Source organism: Aeromonas sp. 30P, from assembly GCF_051919805.1.
GTDB classification, from domain to species: domain Bacteria; phylum Pseudomonadota; class Gammaproteobacteria; order Enterobacterales; family Aeromonadaceae; genus Aeromonas; species Aeromonas veronii.
This window is the reverse complement of sequence record NZ_JBQBEA010000001.1, coordinates 3746907-3765866: the sequence shown is the minus strand read 5'-3', so window position 1 is coordinate 3765866 and position 18960 is coordinate 3746907. Positions and strand designations below refer to the sequence as shown.

Genomic DNA, 18960 nt, shown 5'->3' with positions numbered 1-18960 from the left:
GCGAGCCCCCTTGCCAGCCCGTTGCAAACAGAGCACGCAGGTGAGGAACTCGCGATGTTTACCCCCCACAAACAGGAAGTGTTATTAGCCATGAGTCTTGCAGATCAAGTATTGGCGGTGAATGACGATTTGCCGATCCGTACCGATAAACCTGTCCATTCCGGCAAAGTGCGCAGCGTCTACTGGTTGACCCCCGAAGACAGTGCCCGGCTCATAAAAGAGAAAGGCTATGATGTGCCGGCCGATGCGCCCCTCGCCCTCATGGTGATCAGCGATCGCATCTCGGCTTTCGATTGCATCTGGCAAGGTGTGGATGGCCTGAACGGCGTACCGGGCAAAGGGGCGGCGCTCAACGCCATCTCCAGCCACTGGTTCAAGCTGTTCAAGGAGAAGGGACTGGCTGACAGCCACATTCTGGATATTCCGCACCCCTTCGTCTGGATCGTGCAAAAAGCCCGTCCGGTGATGATCGAGGCGATTGCCCGCCAGTACATCACCGGCTCCATGTGGCGTGCCTACAAGGATGGCGAGCGCGAGTTCTGCGGCATCACCTTGCCGGAAGGGCTCAAAAAAGATCAGAAGCTGCCGGAGATCCTCATCACTCCCTCCACCAAGGGCGTGCTGAAAGGGCTGGATGGCGTGCCGGAAGCCGATGACGTCAACGTCTCCCGTGCCGATATCGAGCGCCACTACAAGGGCTTCAACTTCAGCAAACCGGCCGACATCGACCGCTACGAAGTGCTGCTCAAAGAGGGCTTCAACGTTATCAGCGACGCGCTGGCCGGGCTGGATCAGATCTTCGTCGATACCAAGTTCGAGTTTGGCTATGTCCACGATGCCGCCGGCAACGAAAAGCTCATCTACATGGATGAAGTGGGTACCCCCGACAGCTCCCGTATCTGGGATGGCGCCGCCCTGCGCGACGGTCAGATTGTCGAGAAGTCTAAAGAGGGTTTCCGTCAGTGGCTGCTCAACCACTTCCCGGATCCGGACATCCTGCTCAACAAGAACCGCATGCCGGAACGTTTTGCCCTGGCCCGCGACAACAAGCTGCCGACCGAAGTGATGATGGATATCTCCAACACCTACGTCGGGATCGCCGAGAAGATCATCGGCCACAAGCTGGCGCGTTCTGCCAATCCCAAGCAGGAGATCATCGAGGTGCTGCGCGATCAGTACGGCCTGATCGACTAAGGGTTGCGCTCTTTTTTTGTCGCCAACAAACAAACGTTTGCTGGTGGCGAAAGATAGAAGCAAATAAACAGACGGGCCCCATTATAGGGCCCGTTTTTTGTATCCAGCGCACGACGATCAACCGTTGACCCTGAACACCTGGCCGGTCTGGATGCCCAGCACCGACTTCTTGTAAGCCTGCGCTACCTTGGCGGCGGGCACCGGCACGAACCCCGGGAAGAAGTCGGCGTATTTGTCCATCGACTCCGCCAGCACGGTGGGGCTCACCACGTTGATGCGAATGCCCCTTGGCAGCTCGCAGGCGGCCGCTTTCACAAAGTGATCGATGGCGCCGTTGACGGTGCTGGCGCTCACGCCCCAGTTGATCGGCTCCTCGCTCAGAATACCGCTGATCAAAGTGATGGAACCCTTGTCAGTCAGATAGGGAATGGCGGCTCGGGTCAGGTTGATCTGGCCCATCAGCTTGCTCTCCAGTCCCACCTGCCACTGCTCGTCGGTCATCTCGGTCAGGCCGTTGAAGGCCACACTGCCGCTGGCGACAACCAGTGCATCAAACTGGCCCACTTGGGCAAACAGCGCCTTGATGGAGGCGGGATCGCGCATGTCGACCGTGGCATCGCCACGGCTGTGGCCGACCCGGATCACCTGATGATCTTTGGCAAGCAGTTCACTGACCGCGGAGCCGACGGTGCCGGAGGCACCCACAATCACAATTTTCATCTGCATCACTCCTGGTTGGGATGTATCGATTCTAGCGCAACAGAAAATGCGAAAAAGCGCGTAAAATAAACCCATTGTTTCCATATTGGAGCTAATGATGGATGTTGCCCATCTGGCCAGCTTTTACGAAGTGGTGCTGCGCGGCAGTTTCTCGGCTGCTGCCGATACGCTGGGGGTCAGCAAGGGGATGCTGAGCCGCCATGTCAGCGCGCTGGAGACCTCCCTCAATGCACAACTGTTGCAGCGCACCACCCGCCGCCTCAGTCTGACCGAGGCGGGCAAGACCCTCTATCAGCAGGCGGGGGAGATCTTCGCGCTGGCTCGGCAGGCGGAGCAGGATATTCAGGCGCTGACCGAAGAGGATTGCGGACGACTGCGCTTTACCTGCCCGGTCAGCACCGGCGATCGCATGGTGAGCGAACTGCTGACCAGCTTTGCCGCGCTCTGCCCGGGAGTGGAGGTGGAACTCAACTTCACCAACCAGATGGTCGACATGAGCCAGGGGGAGAACGACATCGCCCTGCGCGCCATGAACGAGGTGCCGGACAATCTGGTCGCACTTCCTCTTGGCCGACTCAAGGATGTGGTGGTAGCGAGCCCCGCACTGGTGGCGCGAGAGGGGCGTCCTACCACCCCCTATGAGCTGAGCGGGCGCAGCTGCCTGTTGCAGGGGCACAATCCGGCCTGGGAGCAGTGGCACTTTATCCGTGAGGGGGAGGAGGCCCACATTCTGGTGCAGGGCAAGGTGCGGGCCAACCACTACAGTACCGTGTTGCAACTGGCGCGCGCCGGTATGGGCTATGCCAAGTGCCCGCTGATGCTGGTGGAATCGCTGCTGACGGCGGGGGAGCTGGTGACCGTGCTAGATGAGTGGCAGAGCGGGCTGCATCAGCTCCATGTGCTGCATGCCCAGCAGCGACGGGTGCCGCGCAAGATCCGGTTGTTCAAGCAGGTGCTGGCCCAGTGGTTTGCCGAGCGACCCCACTACCTGCTCTGAGCGGCGTTATTTTTCTGTCATCTTCGGCTGCTACCCTGCGCCCATCATCGGCATCAGGAAGATCAGCGGGAATGAAGAGCAATAGAGGGTTGACCGGTTTTGTGCTGCTCTGTGCAGTGTTGGGGACAGGCAGTGTACAGGCCATGGTGGAAGTGAAGGTGCCGGAGAATTTCCGCATCCTCGCGGTGAGCAACGGCACCTTGCAGGATGAGCAGCATGCCACCCTGGCGGATGGCGAACAGCAACTGCTGGTGCGCTTCGAGGGGGTGATCCCCAGTCGCAGCAGCAGCGAGAATGATCAGCAGGTACGTTCCGAGCCGCAGGTGGTGCGCTATCAGGGCAGCAATCAGCATTTGCAGCTGACGGCCAGTGTACCGGGAGACGAGCAGGGGATGCAGGCCTATGCCAAGGCTCCTGTGGTGGCGTTGCAGGAGAATGGCCGCGCGCTTGCCATCCAGCAGGACGCACTGGTGACCAGCGGCATGCTGCTTGGGGTGGATTGGAACGGCAAACTGGCTGAATACAACCGCAGCGGCGGCAAGGCGGCGCTGACGGTTGGCGCCGTTGCTACGCAGCCAACGGCCACGGCCGCTGGTGGTGCTCAACCCGTTGTGGCAGCCAGCGAGCTGGAAGGGCAGTTGCAGCAGCTGTTCCTCCAGGCCGATCCGGCCCTGCGCAAGCGCTTTATCGGTTGGGCGGTCCCACAGCTTTAAGTTTTCTGCCCGTTGCAGTAACGTGGACACTCCTTTTTCAGGCGCTCTGTTCATCGTACTCAACGAGGTTTTCATGTTTGAATTGCATTCACGCCTGCAGGCAGATACCCGGTGGCTCGGGGATCTGCCCCTCTGCCGTGTCTTGCTGGCCAAAGACAGCCAGTATCCCTGGCTGATCCTGGTACCGCGAGTAGCCAACCTGCGGGAAATTCACCATCTGGCGCCGGAGCAGCAGCAACAGCTGATGCAGGAGTCCTGCGCCGTCGCCGCCCTGATGGAGCAGGCCCTCAGCCCGGACAAGATCAACATCGGAGCGCTGGGCAATCTGGTGCCGCAACTCCACCTTCACCATGTCGCCCGCTTTGCGACGGATCGCGCCTGGCCAGGCCCCATCTGGGGTGCTCATCCGGTCGTGCCTTATGAGCCACAAGTTTTGGCCCAGCAGGCCGATATATGGCGTGCCCGGCTCGCCAAGCTGAGCGGTTTCACCCCTGTGGCTGCTGATAACGGAGTCAACTGAGAGGCGTGTCGCTATTTCAGTCTCCGGGCCGCGCCATCTGTTAGAGTTATGGTATAGATAAGCCCATTTTCGATGTTCAGGAAGGTCCCATGATAGTGACAAGATCCGATGACGATGCCGTATTGACCACAGAGGATGTGCTGCTCAGCCTGTGCAACTCGGTGACGGACGTTTTGAGTGCCGCGACCATGAGTCAGGTGCGGTTTTCCGGCATGGTGCAGCGGATCAGCAAGACCTGCCTCAAGCCGGATATCGGCTGCTTCGTGCTGTTTGATGGCGGTTTTTCCGGTCTGGTGGTGATCAACTTCTCCGCCGCCGCCGCCATGGAGCTGTACGAGAGCTACATGCTGAGCATGGGGCTCTCCAAGGAGGATCTCGCCATCTCCCACACCTCTGATGAGGTGAGCAACGTGATGGGCGAGCTGATGAACCAGATCGTCGGCAGCTTCACCGTCAAGGTGGGCCGCGATCTGCAGACTCACATCACCCAGAACCAGCCGAAGATGCTGGCGCTAAACAAGCAGGTGATGCTGAGTGTCGATACCAATCTCGACAGCCCGGAGTCCCGCCGCGTCACTTTCTTCACCGCCCGCAACAACATCTTCTATCTGGAGCTGGCGATGGACAAAACCGAGTTCATCCGCATCCACAATGAGGGAATGGAGCATGAAGAGCTGGATCCCGATGCGCTGATCGCCCAGGCCAAGCAGGATGCCGCCAAGCCGGCTCAGGCTGCGGTCCCGGTCGCCAACGATCACGACGATCTGCTCGACTCTCTGGGTATTTGAGGCAAATGCCGGATAGCAACAAGGCCACCTTCGGGTGGCCTTGTTGTATCGGTGCGCACAACAGTTGTTAGAAGTTGTAGAGCAGGCCGGTGTTGAACATCACGGATTCAGAATCGTAGAAGTTGATGTCGGAATCGGACTTGGCGTAGCCGGCAGTAAAGGTTGCGGAGAGCGGTGCAATACCGAACAGGCGGTGCCAGAAGAAGGTTCCGGTCAGGGCAAACTCGTCGGAGTCGGCGTTTTGGCCAAAGATGGGGTTGGCCTCATCATATTTGGTCTGGCCCAGATAGGCGTTGCTGACGAAAGACCACTGGGAAGCGCGCATGCCGTAGGTCAACTGGAGGCCGTTGCTCTTGTAGCTTTGGGCGCTGCCATCCAGATCGGCTTGGCGGTAGATAAAGGCTGGCTCCAGCATCTGACCGGGTGCCAGCTGCCATTTGTAGGAGAGGTCGAGGGCGTGGATCTTGCCGTTGCGATCCAGTTTGGCGGCAGTATCGGCGCCGTACTGGCTGCCGCTGCGCTCCTCATCCACCTCGATGTTGCGGGTGGTCAGGCTGCCATTGAAGTTGCTACCCCAGATGCTGTCCCAGGCGAAGCGAACCCCTTTTGACTTGATATCGGTCGACTGGCGGTCAACACCCACCGCGAAGGGATCGCTCCACTGCTCGGTCGGCATGGCATTAAAGACCACGGAGCCAGCTACGATGCCCTTGTCGCTCATTTCCTGACGGATACCGAGCTGCTGGGTGAAGTCGAAACGGATGGCATCCTGGATCAGGTTACCGAGGAAGACCTGGGTGCGGGTATCGGCAAAGGTGTAGCGGATATCGGCGTTGAGCAGCGGGGCAACGGCGGAGCTGCTCTCGGCACTGCCCAGTCCGCTCAGGCGGCGGTTTTCGTCATCACCACTATAAAAATTCGATTCGTAATTGATGACACTGACCCCGCCGAGCAGGAAACCGGACCAGCCAGACTCCTTGGGAATTTCGCCCAAATCAGCATAAGCACTATTTGCGACCAGCAGGCCCAGGCCCAGGCCCAGCAAGGTGGTGTTGCGCATCGGATAACTCCTAAATTAAATGGTGGTGAATTTTTTCGGCCGGTGAGTATAAAGAAAAAACCTTAATGGCAACTGACTCAATATTGCCAATTATCCTAACCCACTCATTTCATTCGGCGAATCGTTAATTAATTGTGCGAGATTAAGAAGAGTTCACTCGGTTGTGCTGGTATTCTGTACCGCGAATATCGGGGGAAAACAATAAGATGAAACAGATTAAATCCTGGGCGCAATATTATGTCGATCTGATGACCAAGCTGGGACTGGTACGCTTCAGCATGTTCCTGGCGGCGGGCATTATCGTGCTGGCGGTCGCCATCCAGATGGGGGTGACCCTGTTCCTGCGCGGCAATATCGATGTGATCGACTTCGTTCGCTCGGTGTTTTTTGGCCTGCTGGTGACCCCCTGGGCGGTCTATTTTCTCTCCATCGTGGTGGATCAGCTGGAGGATTCCCGTCAGCGACTGAGCCGGATGGTGCGCAAGCTGCAAGATATGCGCGAGCGGGATCTGGAGCTCATATACCCAGCTGCAGGAGAACATCAGCCGCCTCAACGCCCAGATTGCCGAGACCAACCGGGCCGAGAGCCTGCGCCTGCAGGCCATCGAGGATCTCGAGAACGAGGTGTTCCAGCGGGAGAAAGCCCAGCTTCATCTGGGAGAGCGCACCGCGCTGCTGCGCTCTTTTATCGACTGCTCCCCCGATCTGGTTTACTACCGCAATGAGGATGAGCAGTTTTCCGGCTGCAACCGCGCCATGGAGGAGCTGACCGGCAAGGTGGAGGCCGAGCTGATCGGTCTGACCCCGTTCGATGTCTACAAGCAGGAGATTGCCAACAAGGTGGTGGAGACCGACAAGCAGGTCTTTGCCAGCAACGAGCCGCTCACCTACGAGCAGTGGCTGGAGTATCCCGATGGCCGCAAGGCTTACTTCGAGTTGCGCAAGGTGCCCTTCTTCGACCGCTTCGGCAAGCGACTCGGGCTGCTCGGTTTTGGCCGTGACATCACCGAGCGCAAGCAGTATCAGGACAAGCTGGAGAAGGCGAGCCGCGACAAGACCACCTTCATCTCGACCATCAGTCACGAGCTGCGTACTCCGCTCAACGGCATCGTGGGCTTAAGCCGGATGCTGATGGATACCCCCCTCGATCCCAAGCAGCATCAGCAGCTCAAGACCATTCACCTGAGTGCGGTGACCCTTGGCAATATCTTCAACGACATCATCGACTTGGACAAACTGGATCGCCGTCGCCTCGAAATTGCACCGACCCGTATCGATCTGCCCGCCTTCCTCGACGAGCTGGAGACCCTGTCGCGCATTCAGGCGGAGCAGAAGGGGCTCTATCTCCATTTCGATCGGGATGGCGACATGCCGCAATTCGTGATGGCTGACGGCACCCGCCTGCGTCAGGTGCTGTGGAATCTGGTGGGCAATGCGGTCAAGTTTACCGATGAGGGGGGCGTCACCGTGCGTTGTCTCTCCCATCCCGCCGATGAGCCGGGCAAGCTGGCCCTGCACTTTGAGGTGGAGGATACCGGCATCGGCATCCCGCGCGCCCAGCAGGAGAAGATCTTCGCCATGTACTATCAGGTGCAGGGCAAGAAGCACGCCACTGGCACCGGCATTGGCCTTGCGGTCTCCCGTCAGCTGGTGCAGGCGATGGGCGGCCAGCTCTATGTGGACAGCGATCCGGGCGAAGGTTCCTGCTTCACCGCCGAGCTGGAAGTGGCTTGCGCCGAGCCTGTGTTGCCAGAGCAGGAGGAGGAGATGCCCTCCCTCGATATCCTGCTGGTGGAGGATGTGGAGCTCAACGTGACGGTGGCCTGCGCCCTGCTGGGCAAGTTGGGTCATCAGGTGCAGGTGGCACGGGACGGCACCCAGGCGTTGGCGATGGCCAACCCGGATGATTTCGACCTCATTTTGCTCGATATCCAGCTGCCGGACATGACCGGCTTTGATGTGGCGAAAACCCTGCTGGAGCGTTATGGCGACAGCCTGCCACCCATGGTGGCACTCACCGCCAACTCTACCGGCGATCGCCAGTACTACCGGGATCACGGCATGCAGGATGTGATCAACAAGCCGCTTGGCTCCAAAGCCGTGCGGGAGGTGATTGGTCACCTGTTTGCCGATCTGGCCGAGGATGAAGCGGACGAGCAGGCGGATGCGGGCAATCAGGATGCCCTGCTGGATATCCCCTTCCTCACCGATTACGCCGATACCGTGGGCAAGCCGGTGCTGCTCTCCAGCGTCGATCTGTTCGAGAAGATGATGCCGGACTACATGGCAGTGCTCGACTCCAACATGATTGCCAAGGATCAGGCCGGCGTGGTGGAAGAAGCCCACAAGATAAAAGGGGCGGCAGGCTCCATTGGCCTGCGCCGTTTGCAGCAGACGGCTCAGCTGATCCAGAGCCCGGATCATCCCGCCTGGTGGGAAAACGTGGAAGACTGGATTGAGACGCTGCGCCGCGAATATCCGGGCGATATTGCCCGTCTGCGGCGCTGGTTACTGTCTTGAGGCTGGAGGTTGTCTTGAGTCTGATGGAAGTTGCTGGCAAGGAGCTGCGAGATGTATAGCCGTTTGATTACCCCCGCGCGCATCCACCCCTGGGGGGACGAGGAGCTGCTGGAGGCGACCGAGCAGGATCGCGCCCGTATCGTGCAGGCCGCGCCGGTGCGCCGGTTGCAGCAGAAGACCCAGGTCTTTCCGCTCGATGTGAAGGCCTCGGTGCGCAGTCGCCTCACCCACTCGCTGGAGGTGCAGGAGACCGGTCGCCAGATCAGCCGTCGTATTCTGGCCGCCTTGCCAGTCGGGATGGTCTGCGAAGGGGCCTTTATCAATCTGGTGGAGATGTCCTGCCTGCTTCATGACGTGGGCAACCCGCCGTTTGGCCACTTTGGCGAGCAGGTGATGAGCCAGTGGCTCGGCGAGATGCTTGATCCCCTCTATCAGCAGGCGCTGGCGCAGCCCCCCTCGGCCCAGTGGGCTGAATTGCGTCAGGATCTGCAACTGTTTGATGGCAACGCCCAGAGCTTGCGGCTGGTGCACAGCCTGCACGAGCTCAACCTGACGCTTGGACAATTGGCGGCACTCTGCAAATACCCGCAGCAGCCCCAGCCCGGGGTGAGCTATGGCCAGCATCATGGCTGGAGCAGCAAGCGGGGCATCTTCTTCAGCGAGCAGCCGCTCTACCGCGCCCTCGGTCAGAGCCTGGGATTGGCCCCCGGCTGCCGTCATCCGCTGGTTTACATCATGGAGGCGGCCGATGACATCTCCTATTGCATCGCCGATCTGGAAGATGCGGTAGATCGGCGGATCCTGACTCAGGGTGAACTGCTGGCGGCACTGCGAGCTGCCGACCAGAGTGACTACATGGGCACCTTGCTGGATGACGCGCTTGCCAGTGATCGGGGCTTTTTCCCCCATTTTCGCCAGCAGCTGACCCGGGATCTGGTGGCGTTGGCGGCGCAGAGCTATGTCAGCGAACATCAGGCCATTTTGCAGGGCTCCTATCCGCAAGCGCTGCTGCACGGTCAGGCGCCGGCGGCGCGGGTGCTCGATATACTCAAGCGGGTGGCCCGCGAGCTGGTCTTTATGCGCCCCGAGGTGGAAGCGCTCGAGCTGGAGGGGTATGCGGCGCTGCGCGGGGTGCTGACCAGTTATGCCTGTCTGTTGGCGCTGCCAGCGCCACAGTTTGCCCGCCTGCTGGCCGGGGAGGGGAGTCAGGCGCTGTTCTTTGCGCGCCGCCTCTATCACCGCCTCTCGGCCCGCCATCTCAAGGCCTATCGATTGGCGATCGCCACCCCGGATCCGCGCTTTGCCTGCCAGAACGAGCAGGAGTGGTATTACCGGGTGCGGCTGCTGCTCGATTATGTCAGCGGCATGACGGATACCTACGTGCTGGAGGAGTACCGGCTACTCTCGGGGATCTGATGCCCCAGGCTCCCTGTCGGGCAGCATAAAATGCCGTAAAAACGTTTAAAAAGGAGTCGCAAGAGGCTTGTTTTAAATTCGGATATTTTTTAGACTTCTGCAACCTGTTCAACTTTTATCCGGTAAGGAGACGAATATGCAACATCTGATGCTCAATATTGCATTCTCTCGCGGCACTGCGTGCGGCGTGAAATCTCGTGCTCTTTTACCGCGTGGCGTAAACAGGTAACCCCTGTCTTTTTATCACCCGCGGTTCGTCCCGCAGGGTGATATCCACTTTCTCCGGGAGAACCGCATGTTCAACTGGAGAATGTCATGTCTATCGAACTGGTTTTACTGCGCAGTGTTGAATCCTTGGTTCAGAGAAGGATTGCCCGGGTCGAGCGTCGTCTCGTGCAGGTCAATCTGTCACCTGCCCTGCTCAGGGATATCGGGCTGGAAGGATATCAGGGTCAAATCGCCCTCGTTCGCGAGCGGGAGTATCAAACCGGCTTCCGCCTCGGGAATCGAATAACCTGATGAAAGGGGCTTGTTTCGCCCCTTTCTTGGCATTGATGGCAGACTTCGGTCTGCCATTTTTGTTTGGCCCCGTGAGGGGCAGGCAAGGATAAACGTTGAGGTTGAATTACTGTGTCGTAGTTCTATGCACGGCGATCTGGCCACGTTGTTGTGGGCCGTCAAGTCATTACGCAGTGAATTGGCTAATTGGCACCGGACTTGGCAAGATAGATTGCCTACACTGATATCTATCTGATTCTGTTGGCTGGATCCCTCCGTTTGAACAAGGATGTTCATGAAAATCTCAAGCAAGTTGCTGCTCAGCTTCGGTTTTATCAACCTGCTGATCCTGCTCTCCTCCACGCTGGTCTATTACCGGCTGACCCAGATCAATCAGGCCCAACACACCCTGCTGGAGCAGGCACTGCCCGCTTTGCAGCGGGATGAGGCGAGCCAGAAGGCGCTGGTTGCCACCGTTTCCGCCTTGCGTGGCTATCTTATCCTCGGCAAGGATCCGGCTCAGGCCTCCCGCCTCAAGCAGGAGTGGGAGTCGGCCTGGCAGGCCATCGCCCATCAGGCGTTCAGCCCGGCGCTCGCCAAGTCTCTCGAGACCTTCAAAAGCCATCAGGAGAAGGTGTGGACCATCGCCCAGAGCGAAGAGAATCTGCCCGCTCACACCCTGATGTTGCAGGAGGCGGGGCCGTTGGCGGAGGCGGCGCTCGATCAGTTGCAATCCTTTGCCAATGAAGAAGTTGGCACTCCGCAGGATCAACTCTCCGGCGATCGCCGCATGCTGCTCAAACAGGTGGGAGATGCCTATAACAGCCTCGCCAACGCCCTCTCTGCCCTGAGGGATTTTCTTATCTCAGGCGATCCCGAATACCGCAGCAAATATCAGGATTACTACCAGTTTCATCAGCAGCGGGTGGCTGAGGTTAAGCAGCAAGCCGCGCTCTTTACCGACACCCAACAGAGCCTCTGGCAGCTGTTTGAAGAGATGGCGACCCCTTTCTCCGAGCTGGTGGGACAGGTGATCGAGAAGCGCCAGGCACCGGATTGGGATCAGGCAAACTACCTGATGGGCACCGACATCGAGCCGATGCAGTCCAGCCTCAGCGAGCAGCTGGTCCAGCAGGTGGGGAAAACCCGTGCCGAGGTGGATCAGATTTCGGCGCAGATGACCGGAGCCGGGAGGGCTATCAACCAGACACTGCTGTTGGCTACCGGCAGCGCCATCGTGCTTGGCATGGTGGTCGCCTGGTTCTTTAGTCGCCGTCTGACCCGTGACATTGCCTGTCTGGTGACCCGGGCGGGGCAGGTTGCGGATGGCCGGCTGGCGGCTGAGCCCTTGCCAATCACAGGGCAGGATGAGTTGGGAGAGTTGACCGGTTCCATCAACCGGATGTCTGCCCAGTTACATCATCTGGTCGGGGAGTTGCAGGGCGCAGTGGGGCAGGTCGAGGTGGCCTGTCTCGATGTGGGCAGCACTACTAGAGCCATAGTGGCGGATCTTACGGAGCAGGATCAGCGGGTCGATGCGGTGGCGGCGGCTATCGATCAGATGTCAGTGAGTGCTCGTGATGTGGCTGGCAACATTGCCGGTGTGGCGGATGGAGCCCATCAGGTGCGGCAGCAGACCCGTCAGGGAGAGGCCGCGCTGGCGCGAATGAGCGATACCATGCAGCAGATTGCCGCCATGATTGGACAGGCCAACGAAGCCATGGGGCTGCTGGAGCATCAGAGTGAACAAGTGGGGCAGATCACCGAGGTGATCGCCACCATTGCGGAGCAGACCAATCTGCTGGCCCTCAATGCGGCGATAGAAGCGGCGCGGGCAGGCGAGCAGGGGCGCGGTTTTGCGGTAGTGGCCGACGAGGTGCGCCAGCTGGCGACCCGCACCCATCAATCAACTGCCGAGATCAGCCAGACTATTGCGGCCATCTCCCAGCAGACTCGCCAGACGGTGAGCACCGTCAGCAGCGGTACCCGGTTGGTGGAGCAAGGGCGGGATGCAGTCGGATTGGTGACAGATACCCTGAGTGCCATGAACCAGCTGGTACAGTCGCTGTCGGGACAGCTGGAGGCCATTTCGGTGGCAACCGAGCAGCAGTCGCGGGTGGCCGCCGAGGTATCCGGGACGGTCGACGACATTGCCGCGCTCAGTCGGCAATCCTGTCAGCGTAGTCAGCAGGGGGAGGAGATCGTAGCCAGACTGGCTGGCGATACCGGCAAGCTGAAGGCGGTCATCGCCCGTTTTGATCTGGATGCGTGAGATGGCGGGGTCATCCCGCCATTGCTATTGCCATGCACCGGGCCGCCTGGCCCGTGGGCTTAGTCCAGACGTCGGAAGGTGTGGTTGTCGAAGCTGCTGGTGGTCTCCCGGTTGAGCAGGCTGACCAGCAAAATCGCCCGTTTCTCTCCATCCGGCTCCATATAGATGGCTTCGAAGCCGGCAAGCGGCCCCTCTTCAATCAGCACCTTGTCGCCCGAGCAGGGCAGGTTAGCGTAGCTGGCTCTCGCCTCATCGCTGTCATCGCGACTCATCAGCTGATAGACCAGCTTGCTGCTGATGGGGGTCCATTCACTGCCAAAGTGGATGATCCGGCTGATGCCGCGGGTCGATTTCAGGGTGACCGGTGTCACCTCTTCCAAATCAACGAAGATAAACAGATAGTTGGGGAACATGGGTTCCCGTACCGGAACTCGCTTGCCCCGGCGCAGCTTCTCGATCTCCACCATGGGGTAATAGGATTCGATACCCTGGGCATCGAGGTGGGCGCGGGCGCGGGCCTCTTCTTTTGGCTTGCAGTAGGCCAGATACCATTTTTTCATGTTATGAGTATGTTCGTGTTGCCGTGCTCGCGGATATGATAGCGGCGCCAATAAAAAAGGCCACGCATTGCGTGGCCTTTTTTGCCGAGTGAGCAATTACCAACCTTTTACCAGGCCGCCTTTGAACAGCTCGAGACCTTTCTTGTAGACATCATCGGTCTGGAAAGCTTGTACGAACTGTTTGACCTTCTCGTCATCCTTGTTGTTGTCGCGGGCGACGATCAGGTTGACGTAGGGGGACTCTTTGTCCTCAACAAACAGGCCGTTCTCGGTCGGGGTCAGACCAATCTGACCGGCGAAGGTGTTGTTGATGATGGCTAAGTCCACGTCTTCCAGCGAGCGCGGCAGTTGGGCTGCTTCCAGCTCGACAATCTTGAAGTTGCGCGGGTTGCTGGCGATATCCAGCACGGTGGCTTCCAGACCGGCGCCATCCTTCAGGGTGATCAGACCCTGTTTGGCCAGCAGGATCAGGGAGCGGCCCAGGTTGGTCGGATCGTTCGGTACCGCGATCTGGGCGCCATCTTGCAGCTCGCTCAGCGCCTTGATCTTCTTGGAGTAACCGGCGATCGGGTAGACAAAGGTGTTGCCAACCGGAATCAGCTTGAAGCCGCGATCACGCACTTGTGCATCCAGATAGGGTTTGTGCTGGAAAGCGTTGACGTCGATGCTGCCATCGTTCAGCGCCACGTTCGGGGTGACGTAGTCGGAGAAGTTGACCACCTCGACTGTCAGACCGTATTTCTCTTTGGCTACCTTGGCAGCCACTTCAACCAGTTCGGTCTCCGGGCCGGCAATAGCGCCCACTTTCAGAACCTTGCTCTCTTCTTTTTGACCGCAACCGGCCAGAACCAGACCAGCCAGCAGGGCAGCCGCAACGGATTTGATGCCAAATTTCATAAAACCTCCTGTCAGAAATCGACGATTAACGATGATCACATTTGTTGACCAGGCGCTCACCCGCGCTCTGGATAAGTTGAACCAGTACTACCAGGATAACCACGGTCACCAGCATGACGGTCGGGTCAAAGCGCTGATAACCATAACGAATACCCACATCCCCCAGACCACCGCCACCGATGGCCCCGGCCATGGCCGAGTAGTTCACCAGAGTGACGAGGGTAATGGTGACACTGTTGAGGATGCCGGGCAGGGCCTCGGGCAGCAGCACCTTGGTGATGATTTGCAACGGCTTGGCACCCATCGCCTTGGCCGCTTCCAGCAGGCCGTCCGGCACCTCCATCAGGGCGCCTTCTACCAACCGGGCGATAAAGGGCACTGCGCCAATGGTGAGTGGCACGATAGCGGCGATAGTGCCGATACTGGTGCCGACAATCAAGCGGGTCAGCGGAATGATGGCGACCAGCAGGATGATAAAGGGCACCGAGCGGCCCACGTTGACCACCATGCCGAGGGTGCGGTTGAGCAAGGGGTTAGCCAGGATCTGGCCCCCTTTGGTCACATGCAGCGCCACGCCGAGCGGCAGGCCCAGCAGGCAGCCGAACAGGGCGGAGGCAAACACCATGATCAGGGTGTCGCTCAGGGCCGTGATGAGCAGATTAATCATGGCTTCGGACATAACCCATTACCTCCAGCTGAATGTGGTTGTCGATAAGGAACTGCTGGGTCGCCTCGCACTGGGCTTCATCCCCGAACAGCTCGGCCAGCAGGAAGCCGAATTTGACGCCACCTGCGTATTCGATGTCTGCGCTCAGAATGCTGATGTCGATATTGAAACGGCGGCTCGCCTCGGAGATCAGCGGCGTATCGACCGTGCTGCCGGTAAAGCCAAGCTTCACCAGCGGATAACTGCCCGGCACCCGCTCGCTGCTCATCCGTTCCTGATACTCCTGCGGTACCTCCAGATGGATGGTGGAGTGGATGAAGTCACGGGCCAGCTGGGTCTTGGCATTGCTGAAGAACCAGGCCACTTCGCCCTGTTCGATCAGACGGCCGTCGCTGATGATGGCCACTTCGTCACAGATCCCTTTCACCACATCCATCTCGTGGGTGATGAGCAGGATGGTGAGCCCCAGCTTGACGTTGATCTCCTTGAGCAGGGTCAGGATCGAGCGGGTGGTTTGCGGGTCGAGGGCCGAGGTAGCCTCGTCACAGAGCAGCACCTTGGGGGCCGGTGCCAGTGCGCGGGCAATGGCGACGCGCTGTTTCTGACCGCCGGAAAGCTCGGACGGATAGGCCTGGGCACGGGCTTCCAGCCCGACCAGCGCCAGCAGCTCGGCAACCCGTTGCTGGATCTTCTCTTTGCTCCAGCCTGCCAGCTCCAGCGGAAAGGCGATGTTGGCAAACACGGTGCGGGAGGCAAGCAGGTTGAAGTGCTGGAAAATCATCCCGATCTGGCGGCGAGCCTGGGTCAGATCCCGTTCGCTCAGGGCGACCAGATCCTGGCCATCAACGATGACTTGACCCTCTGTCGGGCGCTCCAGCAGGTTGACACAACGAATGAGGGTACTCTTGCCGGCACCGGAGGCACCGATCACCCCGAAAATTTTGCCTTGGGGTACATGCAGACTCACATCACGCAGGGCGTGCACGGCGTCACTGCCTGTACCGTAGACTTTGTTGAGACCGATCAACTTAATCATGGATTCTTCCGTGCTAACAGCCTTAAAGCACAGGGCGCTACAGGCGGGGAAATTGGGCAGAGGTTTCACTGGGTTACTCTGTCATCATGGAGGATGATGCTAAGATGTCTGGATGGCCATGTCAACGCATGTTTTTACGTCTAGACGTCTAAAAAGCTGATAGGGATTTCTGTCAGGCAGATAACGATCAGGATGGTATTGATGCTCTTCCAGATCCTGTTTCGTCCCTGCGGTACATGGCCGAATTAAAGATGGTTTATATCGGGTAAATGCTGGTTTTATTAGTGTGTCAGCCTGTATCTGTCCACATCGGCTATTGAGCCTGATGCTCCTCCATCGTTGCACAAATTGCTGCACAAATCGTTCCCTATTCGCGGCCGGAGCACCTGACCGCCACTTTGTCGGGGTCAACCTTGATGCAGCGCAAGGAGGGCTCGGGTAGGGATTGGGTCGGTGGCGCCGATTTTTTATACTGATGATGTCGACAAGCATGGAGGGCAGTGCGATGAGATTCCTACAGATCAAAGAGTTGCTGCACTATCTTGAACAGGTTCACCACCAGCTCGGACTCTGTTACGGGCGTTTGACCAGTCAGGTGGACAGCGAACGCAGCCGGATGTTGCTGGTCTATCTGCAAGGGCGTGAGGATGCGGCCAGTGCCCATCTGCACGAATATGCCGCTCAACTGGGAGAGGCGGTCAGGGAGACCTGGCTGAACCAGAGTTTCAGCGAGGACATGCTGCCTGCCATTACCCGCTTCGAGCTGCCGGCATCAGTCCAGACCCAGGATATCGTCACTCAGGTATGCCGTTGGGAAGAGCAACTGGTGGGCGAGCTGAGCCATCTGGCCCGGGAGTGCCCGACACCGGCCACCACCGCTTTGCTCGAGAATCTGGCCGGGCTGGAGCAGACCCGCCTGACCCGACTGGTGCACGGAGTGCACCGACTCGACGACATGTAGCGGGTGATAAGCACCAAACACGCAAGAGGACGGCCAAACAAAAGGGCCCGGCAGCAGTGCCGGGCCCTTTCCATTGGTATCTGCTGACTTGCAGTGAACGTCGGTCAGCCCTGCTGCTCGGCCGCGTAGAGTGCGGCCCCGATAATGCCCGCCTGATTGAGACTTGCTGCCGGAATGAGTGGCGCCCGGGTCTCGATGCGATCGACAAACTTCTCCAGCTTGGCTGCGCTGCCGCCCCCCAGAATGAACATATCAGGGGAGAAGAGAAACTCGAGGCGGGCCAGATACTTGTTGAAGCGCTTGCCCCAGCGGTTCCAGGAGAGATCTTCCCGCTTGCGCACCGCATCGGAGCAGTAGTGCTCGGCGACCATTCCTTCCAGCATCAGGTGACCCAGCTCGGTGTTGGGCAGCAGATGGCCGTTGACGAAGATGGCGGTGCCGATGCCGGTACCGACCGTGATGAGGATGATGACCCCCTTGCGATCCTTGCCGGCGCCAAAGCGCATCTCGGCCAGACCCGCCGCATCGGCATCATTCAGCACGTAGCAGGGTTTGCCGGTGACATCGGTAAACAGATGTTCGGCATCGGTCTCAATCCAGCTCTTGTCGATATTGGCGGCACTCTTGGCAATCCCGTTGTGGATGGTGGCAGGAAAGCCGCAGCCCACTGGCCCTTTCCAGTCGAAGTGTTCGACCAGCGCCTTGAGGGTATGGGCGATGGCGGCCGGGGTGGCCGGTTGCGGTGTGGCAATGCGATGGCGCTCGCCAATCAATTCGCCGGTTTTGGTATCCACCAGACAGCCCTTGATCCCTGAGCCTCCAATATCCACTCCCAACATATGCATCTGTGTTGTCCTTGTTGTGTGCCGACCCGTTTGCAGTGACCACGTTGTTATGGGCACAGCAGGTCGGCAGAGCATGAAAAAAGTGCTGCAATCCGGCAAGGGGCAGATCACTTATGCGTGATCCGGCAAACCTTTTTCGATGCAGCGGATCAGCAAACGGGTTTTCTTGTTCTCTTCATCCTGGCGCAGTGCAAGGGTGGCCAGCGCCCATTCGATATGTTCGGCCACCATGGGGTCGGCGGTGGTCAGTTCCTGTTGCAGGGCGGCGATCACCTCGGGGGTCGCCGGGCCATTGCCAAGGGCCACCGCCAGATTGCGGCGCCAGCGTTGATAGCCGATGCGGCGGATTGGGCTCCCCTCGGTCTGTTTGAGAAAGTCGTTCTCGCTCCAGCGCCACAGCGCCAGCAGGGGCGGGCGGTGCAGGCTGGGGCGCGGGCTGAAGTCGGGTTCCGGACTGGCATCTGCGTAGCGATTCCAGGGGCAGATAAGCTGGCAGTCGTCGCAGCCGTAGATGCGGTTGCCCATCAGGGGCCGGAACTCTTCCGGAATTGGGCCGTCATTCTCGATGGTGAGATAGGAGATGCAGCGGCGGCCATCCACCACATAGGGGGTGACAATGGCGCCGGTCGGGCAGATGTTGATGCAGGCGACGCACTTGCCGCACAGCGCCTTCTCCACTGGCTGGTCGAGCGGCAGCGGCAGGTTGAGCAACAGCTCTCCGAGAAAGAAGAAGGAGCCGGCCGATTCGTTGAGCAGCAGTGAGTGTTTGCCAACCCAGCCGAGGCCCGCCTTGGCTGCCAGTGGCCGCTCGAGGATGGGGGCGGAGTCGACGAAGGGGCGCCACTCCCCCTGAGTGTCAGCAGTGCCTTGAAACAGCTCGGCGCAGCGCGCTTCGATGCGATCACCCAGCTGTTTGAGCCGGTTGCGCAGCACCTTGTGGTAGTCGCGGCCGAGAGCATAGCGGCTGATATAGCCGAGAGTCGGATCGCGCAGGGTGGCGGCAAAACCCGCCTCGAACGGCAGGTAGTTCATCCGCACCGACAACACCCGCGCCGTGCCCGGCAGCAGCTCGTGGGGGCGCGCGCGCATCATGCCGTGGCGCGCCATGTAATCCATGCTACCGTGATAGCCCGCATCCAGCCAGGCCTGCAATCTCGGCTCTTCGATGCGCAGATCGGTGTCGGTGATGCCCGCCTGGTCAAATCCTAGCTCCCGTGCCCAGAGCTTGATATCGTGAGCCAGCTGGTGGAAGTCAGGTGCGCTCATGCGGCTTGGCCTGGCCGGTGTTTGCTGGCG

At 59.4% G+C, this 18960-nt stretch carries 17 protein-coding genes and 1 pseudogene; 10 read left to right on the top strand and 8 right to left on the bottom strand.

Going from position 1 to position 18960, the window contains the following annotated elements; genetic code table 11:
* Positions 1–90: 90 nt before the first annotated feature.
* Positions 91–1194 (top strand): phosphoribosylaminoimidazolesuccinocarboxamide synthase, encoded by a 1104-nt coding sequence (locus ACTG2B_RS17505; protein ID WP_040065098.1) that lies wholly within the window; start codon positions 91–93, stop codon positions 1192–1194.
* A 117-nt stretch (positions 1195–1311) separates the two neighbouring features.
* Here the strand turns inward: ACTG2B_RS17505 and ACTG2B_RS17500 are convergent, their stop codons facing one another.
* The gene (locus tag ACTG2B_RS17500) at positions 1312–1914 is read right to left on the bottom strand and encodes a short chain dehydrogenase (RefSeq protein WP_042052299.1); all 603 of its coding nucleotides are present in this window, start codon (positions 1912–1914) and stop codon (positions 1312–1314) included.
* 97 nt (positions 1915–2011) lie between these two features.
* Here ACTG2B_RS17500 and ACTG2B_RS17495 point away from each other — a divergent pair, with 97 nt between their 5' ends.
* The 4 genes from ACTG2B_RS17495 to ACTG2B_RS17480 all read left to right on the top strand — a co-directional run bounded on the left by ACTG2B_RS17495 (position 2012) and on the right by ACTG2B_RS17480 (position 4932).
* Positions 2012–2911 (top strand): LysR family transcriptional regulator, encoded by a 900-nt coding sequence (locus ACTG2B_RS17495; protein WP_144713888.1) that lies wholly within the window; start codon positions 2012–2014, stop codon positions 2909–2911.
* A gap of 71 nt (positions 2912–2982) precedes the next feature.
* On the top strand, positions 2983–3624 hold the full coding sequence (locus ACTG2B_RS17490) for a DUF2057 domain-containing protein (RefSeq protein ID WP_144713700.1): 642 nt from the start codon (positions 2983–2985) through the stop codon (positions 3622–3624).
* 73 nt (positions 3625–3697) lie between these two features.
* Positions 3698–4144 (top strand): HIT domain-containing protein, encoded by a 447-nt coding sequence (locus ACTG2B_RS17485; protein WP_005358267.1) that lies wholly within the window; start codon positions 3698–3700, stop codon positions 4142–4144.
* 89 nt (positions 4145–4233) lie between these two features.
* On the top strand, positions 4234–4932 hold the full coding sequence (locus ACTG2B_RS17480) for a DUF3334 family protein (RefSeq protein WP_265776334.1): 699 nt from the start codon (positions 4234–4236) through the stop codon (positions 4930–4932).
* 67 nt (positions 4933–4999) lie between these two features.
* Here ACTG2B_RS17480 and ACTG2B_RS17475 read toward each other — a convergent pair whose 3' ends face one another.
* Positions 5000–5992, bottom strand: coding sequence for a DUF2860 family protein (locus ACTG2B_RS17475; RefSeq protein WP_335865661.1), 993 nt, complete (start codon positions 5990–5992; stop codon positions 5000–5002).
* Between the two features lie 206 nt (positions 5993–6198).
* Between ACTG2B_RS17475 and arcB the strand changes: the two are divergent.
* The 4 genes and pseudogenes from arcB to ACTG2B_RS17455 all read left to right on the top strand — a co-directional run bounded on the left by arcB (position 6199) and on the right by ACTG2B_RS17455 (position 12698).
* Positions 6199–8512: pseudogene (arcB, locus tag ACTG2B_RS17470) on the top strand (aerobic respiration two-component sensor histidine kinase ArcB).
* A gap of 51 nt (positions 8513–8563) precedes the next feature.
* Positions 8564–9928, top strand: a complete 1365-nt coding sequence (dgt, locus tag ACTG2B_RS17465; protein ID WP_338710385.1) for a dGTPase — start codon at positions 8564–8566, stop codon at positions 9926–9928.
* A 315-nt stretch (positions 9929–10243) separates the two neighbouring features.
* The gene (locus tag ACTG2B_RS17460; protein WP_005349248.1) at positions 10244–10447 is read left to right on the top strand and encodes a hypothetical protein; all 204 of its coding nucleotides are present in this window, start codon (positions 10244–10246) and stop codon (positions 10445–10447) included.
* Positions 10448–10721: 274 nt separating this feature from the next.
* Positions 10722–12698, top strand: coding sequence for a HAMP domain-containing methyl-accepting chemotaxis protein (locus ACTG2B_RS17455; protein ID WP_181269933.1), 1977 nt, complete (start codon positions 10722–10724; stop codon positions 12696–12698).
* Positions 12699–12757: 59 nt separating this feature from the next.
* On the opposite strand, the gene rfaH is transcribed toward ACTG2B_RS17455, so the two are convergent.
* The 4 genes from rfaH to metN all read right to left on the bottom strand — a co-directional run bounded on the left by rfaH (position 12758) and on the right by metN (position 15858).
* Positions 12758–13258 carry a transcription/translation regulatory transformer protein RfaH gene (gene rfaH / locus ACTG2B_RS17450; protein ID WP_058057235.1) on the bottom strand — a complete coding sequence of 167 codons (501 nt, stop codon included), beginning with the start codon at positions 13256–13258 and terminating at the stop codon, positions 12758–12760.
* Between the two features lie 96 nt (positions 13259–13354).
* Positions 13355–14155 carry a methionine ABC transporter substrate-binding lipoprotein MetQ gene (gene metQ, locus ACTG2B_RS17445; protein WP_058057236.1) on the bottom strand — a complete coding sequence of 267 codons (801 nt, stop codon included), beginning with the start codon at positions 14153–14155 and terminating at the stop codon, positions 13355–13357.
* A gap of 25 nt (positions 14156–14180) precedes the next feature.
* A complete protein-coding gene (locus tag ACTG2B_RS17440; protein ID WP_439996511.1) occupies positions 14181–14834 on the bottom strand; it encodes a methionine ABC transporter permease in 654 nt (217 codons plus the stop codon).
* Positions 14815–15858, bottom strand: coding sequence for a methionine ABC transporter ATP-binding protein MetN (metN, locus tag ACTG2B_RS17435; protein WP_421308708.1), 1044 nt, complete (start codon positions 15856–15858; stop codon positions 14815–14817). The genes ACTG2B_RS17440 and metN overlap by 20 nt, the downstream gene beginning before the upstream one ends.
* A gap of 505 nt (positions 15859–16363) precedes the next feature.
* Here metN and ACTG2B_RS17430 point away from each other — a divergent pair.
* A complete protein-coding gene (locus ACTG2B_RS17430; RefSeq protein WP_439996510.1) occupies positions 16364–16819 on the top strand; it encodes a hypothetical protein in 456 nt (151 codons plus the stop codon).
* Between the two features lie 104 nt (positions 16820–16923).
* On the opposite strand, the gene ppgK is transcribed toward ACTG2B_RS17430, so the two are convergent.
* Both ppgK and queG read right to left on the bottom strand, forming a co-directional pair.
* Positions 16924–17664, bottom strand: coding sequence for a polyphosphate--glucose phosphotransferase (ppgK, locus tag ACTG2B_RS17425; RefSeq protein WP_439996509.1), 741 nt, complete (start codon positions 17662–17664; stop codon positions 16924–16926).
* A 111-nt stretch (positions 17665–17775) separates the two neighbouring features.
* Positions 17776–18930 (bottom strand): tRNA epoxyqueuosine(34) reductase QueG, encoded by a 1155-nt coding sequence (gene queG / locus ACTG2B_RS17420; RefSeq protein WP_439996508.1) that lies wholly within the window; start codon positions 18928–18930, stop codon positions 17776–17778.
* Positions 18931–18960: the final 30 nt, after the last annotated feature.

Excerpts from the sequence above, each read along its gene's own strand:
- ppgK (WP_439996509.1), bottom strand. The coding sequence starts at position 17,664 with ATGCATATGTTGGGAGTGGATATTGGAGGCTCAGGGATCAAGGGCTGT.
- ACTG2B_RS17430 (WP_439996510.1), top strand. The coding sequence starts at position 16,364 with ATGAGATTCCTACAGATCAAAGAGTTGCTGCACTATCTTGAACAGGTT.
- metN (WP_421308708.1), bottom strand. The coding sequence starts at position 15,858 with ATGATTAAGTTGATCGGTCTCAACAAAGTCTACGGTACAGGCAGTGAC.
- rfaH (WP_058057235.1), bottom strand. The coding sequence starts at position 13,258 with ATGAAAAAATGGTATCTGGCCTACTGCAAGCCAAAAGAAGAGGCCCGC.
- ACTG2B_RS17440 (WP_439996511.1), bottom strand. The coding sequence starts at position 14,834 with ATGTCCGAAGCCATGATTAATCTGCTCATCACGGCCCTGAGCGACACC.
- ACTG2B_RS17480 (WP_265776334.1), top strand. The coding sequence starts at position 4,234 with ATGATAGTGACAAGATCCGATGACGATGCCGTATTGACCACAGAGGAT.
- ACTG2B_RS17490 (WP_144713700.1), top strand. The coding sequence starts at position 2,983 with ATGAAGAGCAATAGAGGGTTGACCGGTTTTGTGCTGCTCTGTGCAGTG.
- queG (WP_439996508.1), bottom strand. The coding sequence starts at position 18,930 with ATGAGCGCACCTGACTTCCACCAGCTGGCTCACGATATCAAGCTCTGG.
- ACTG2B_RS17475 (WP_335865661.1), bottom strand. The coding sequence starts at position 5,992 with ATGCGCAACACCACCTTGCTGGGCCTGGGCCTGGGCCTGCTGGTCGCA.
- ACTG2B_RS17505 (WP_040065098.1), top strand. The coding sequence starts at position 91 with ATGAGTCTTGCAGATCAAGTATTGGCGGTGAATGACGATTTGCCGATC.
- ACTG2B_RS17460 (WP_005349248.1), top strand. The coding sequence starts at position 10,244 with ATGTCTATCGAACTGGTTTTACTGCGCAGTGTTGAATCCTTGGTTCAG.
- ACTG2B_RS17500 (WP_042052299.1), bottom strand. The coding sequence starts at position 1,914 with ATGAAAATTGTGATTGTGGGTGCCTCCGGCACCGTCGGCTCCGCGGTC.
- ACTG2B_RS17495 (WP_144713888.1), top strand. The coding sequence starts at position 2,012 with ATGGATGTTGCCCATCTGGCCAGCTTTTACGAAGTGGTGCTGCGCGGC.
- metQ (WP_058057236.1), bottom strand. The coding sequence starts at position 14,155 with ATGAAATTTGGCATCAAATCCGTTGCGGCTGCCCTGCTGGCTGGTCTG.
- dgt (WP_338710385.1), top strand. The coding sequence starts at position 8,564 with ATGTATAGCCGTTTGATTACCCCCGCGCGCATCCACCCCTGGGGGGAC.
- ACTG2B_RS17485 (WP_005358267.1), top strand. The coding sequence starts at position 3,698 with ATGTTTGAATTGCATTCACGCCTGCAGGCAGATACCCGGTGGCTCGGG.
- ACTG2B_RS17455 (WP_181269933.1), top strand. The coding sequence starts at position 10,722 with ATGAAAATCTCAAGCAAGTTGCTGCTCAGCTTCGGTTTTATCAACCTG.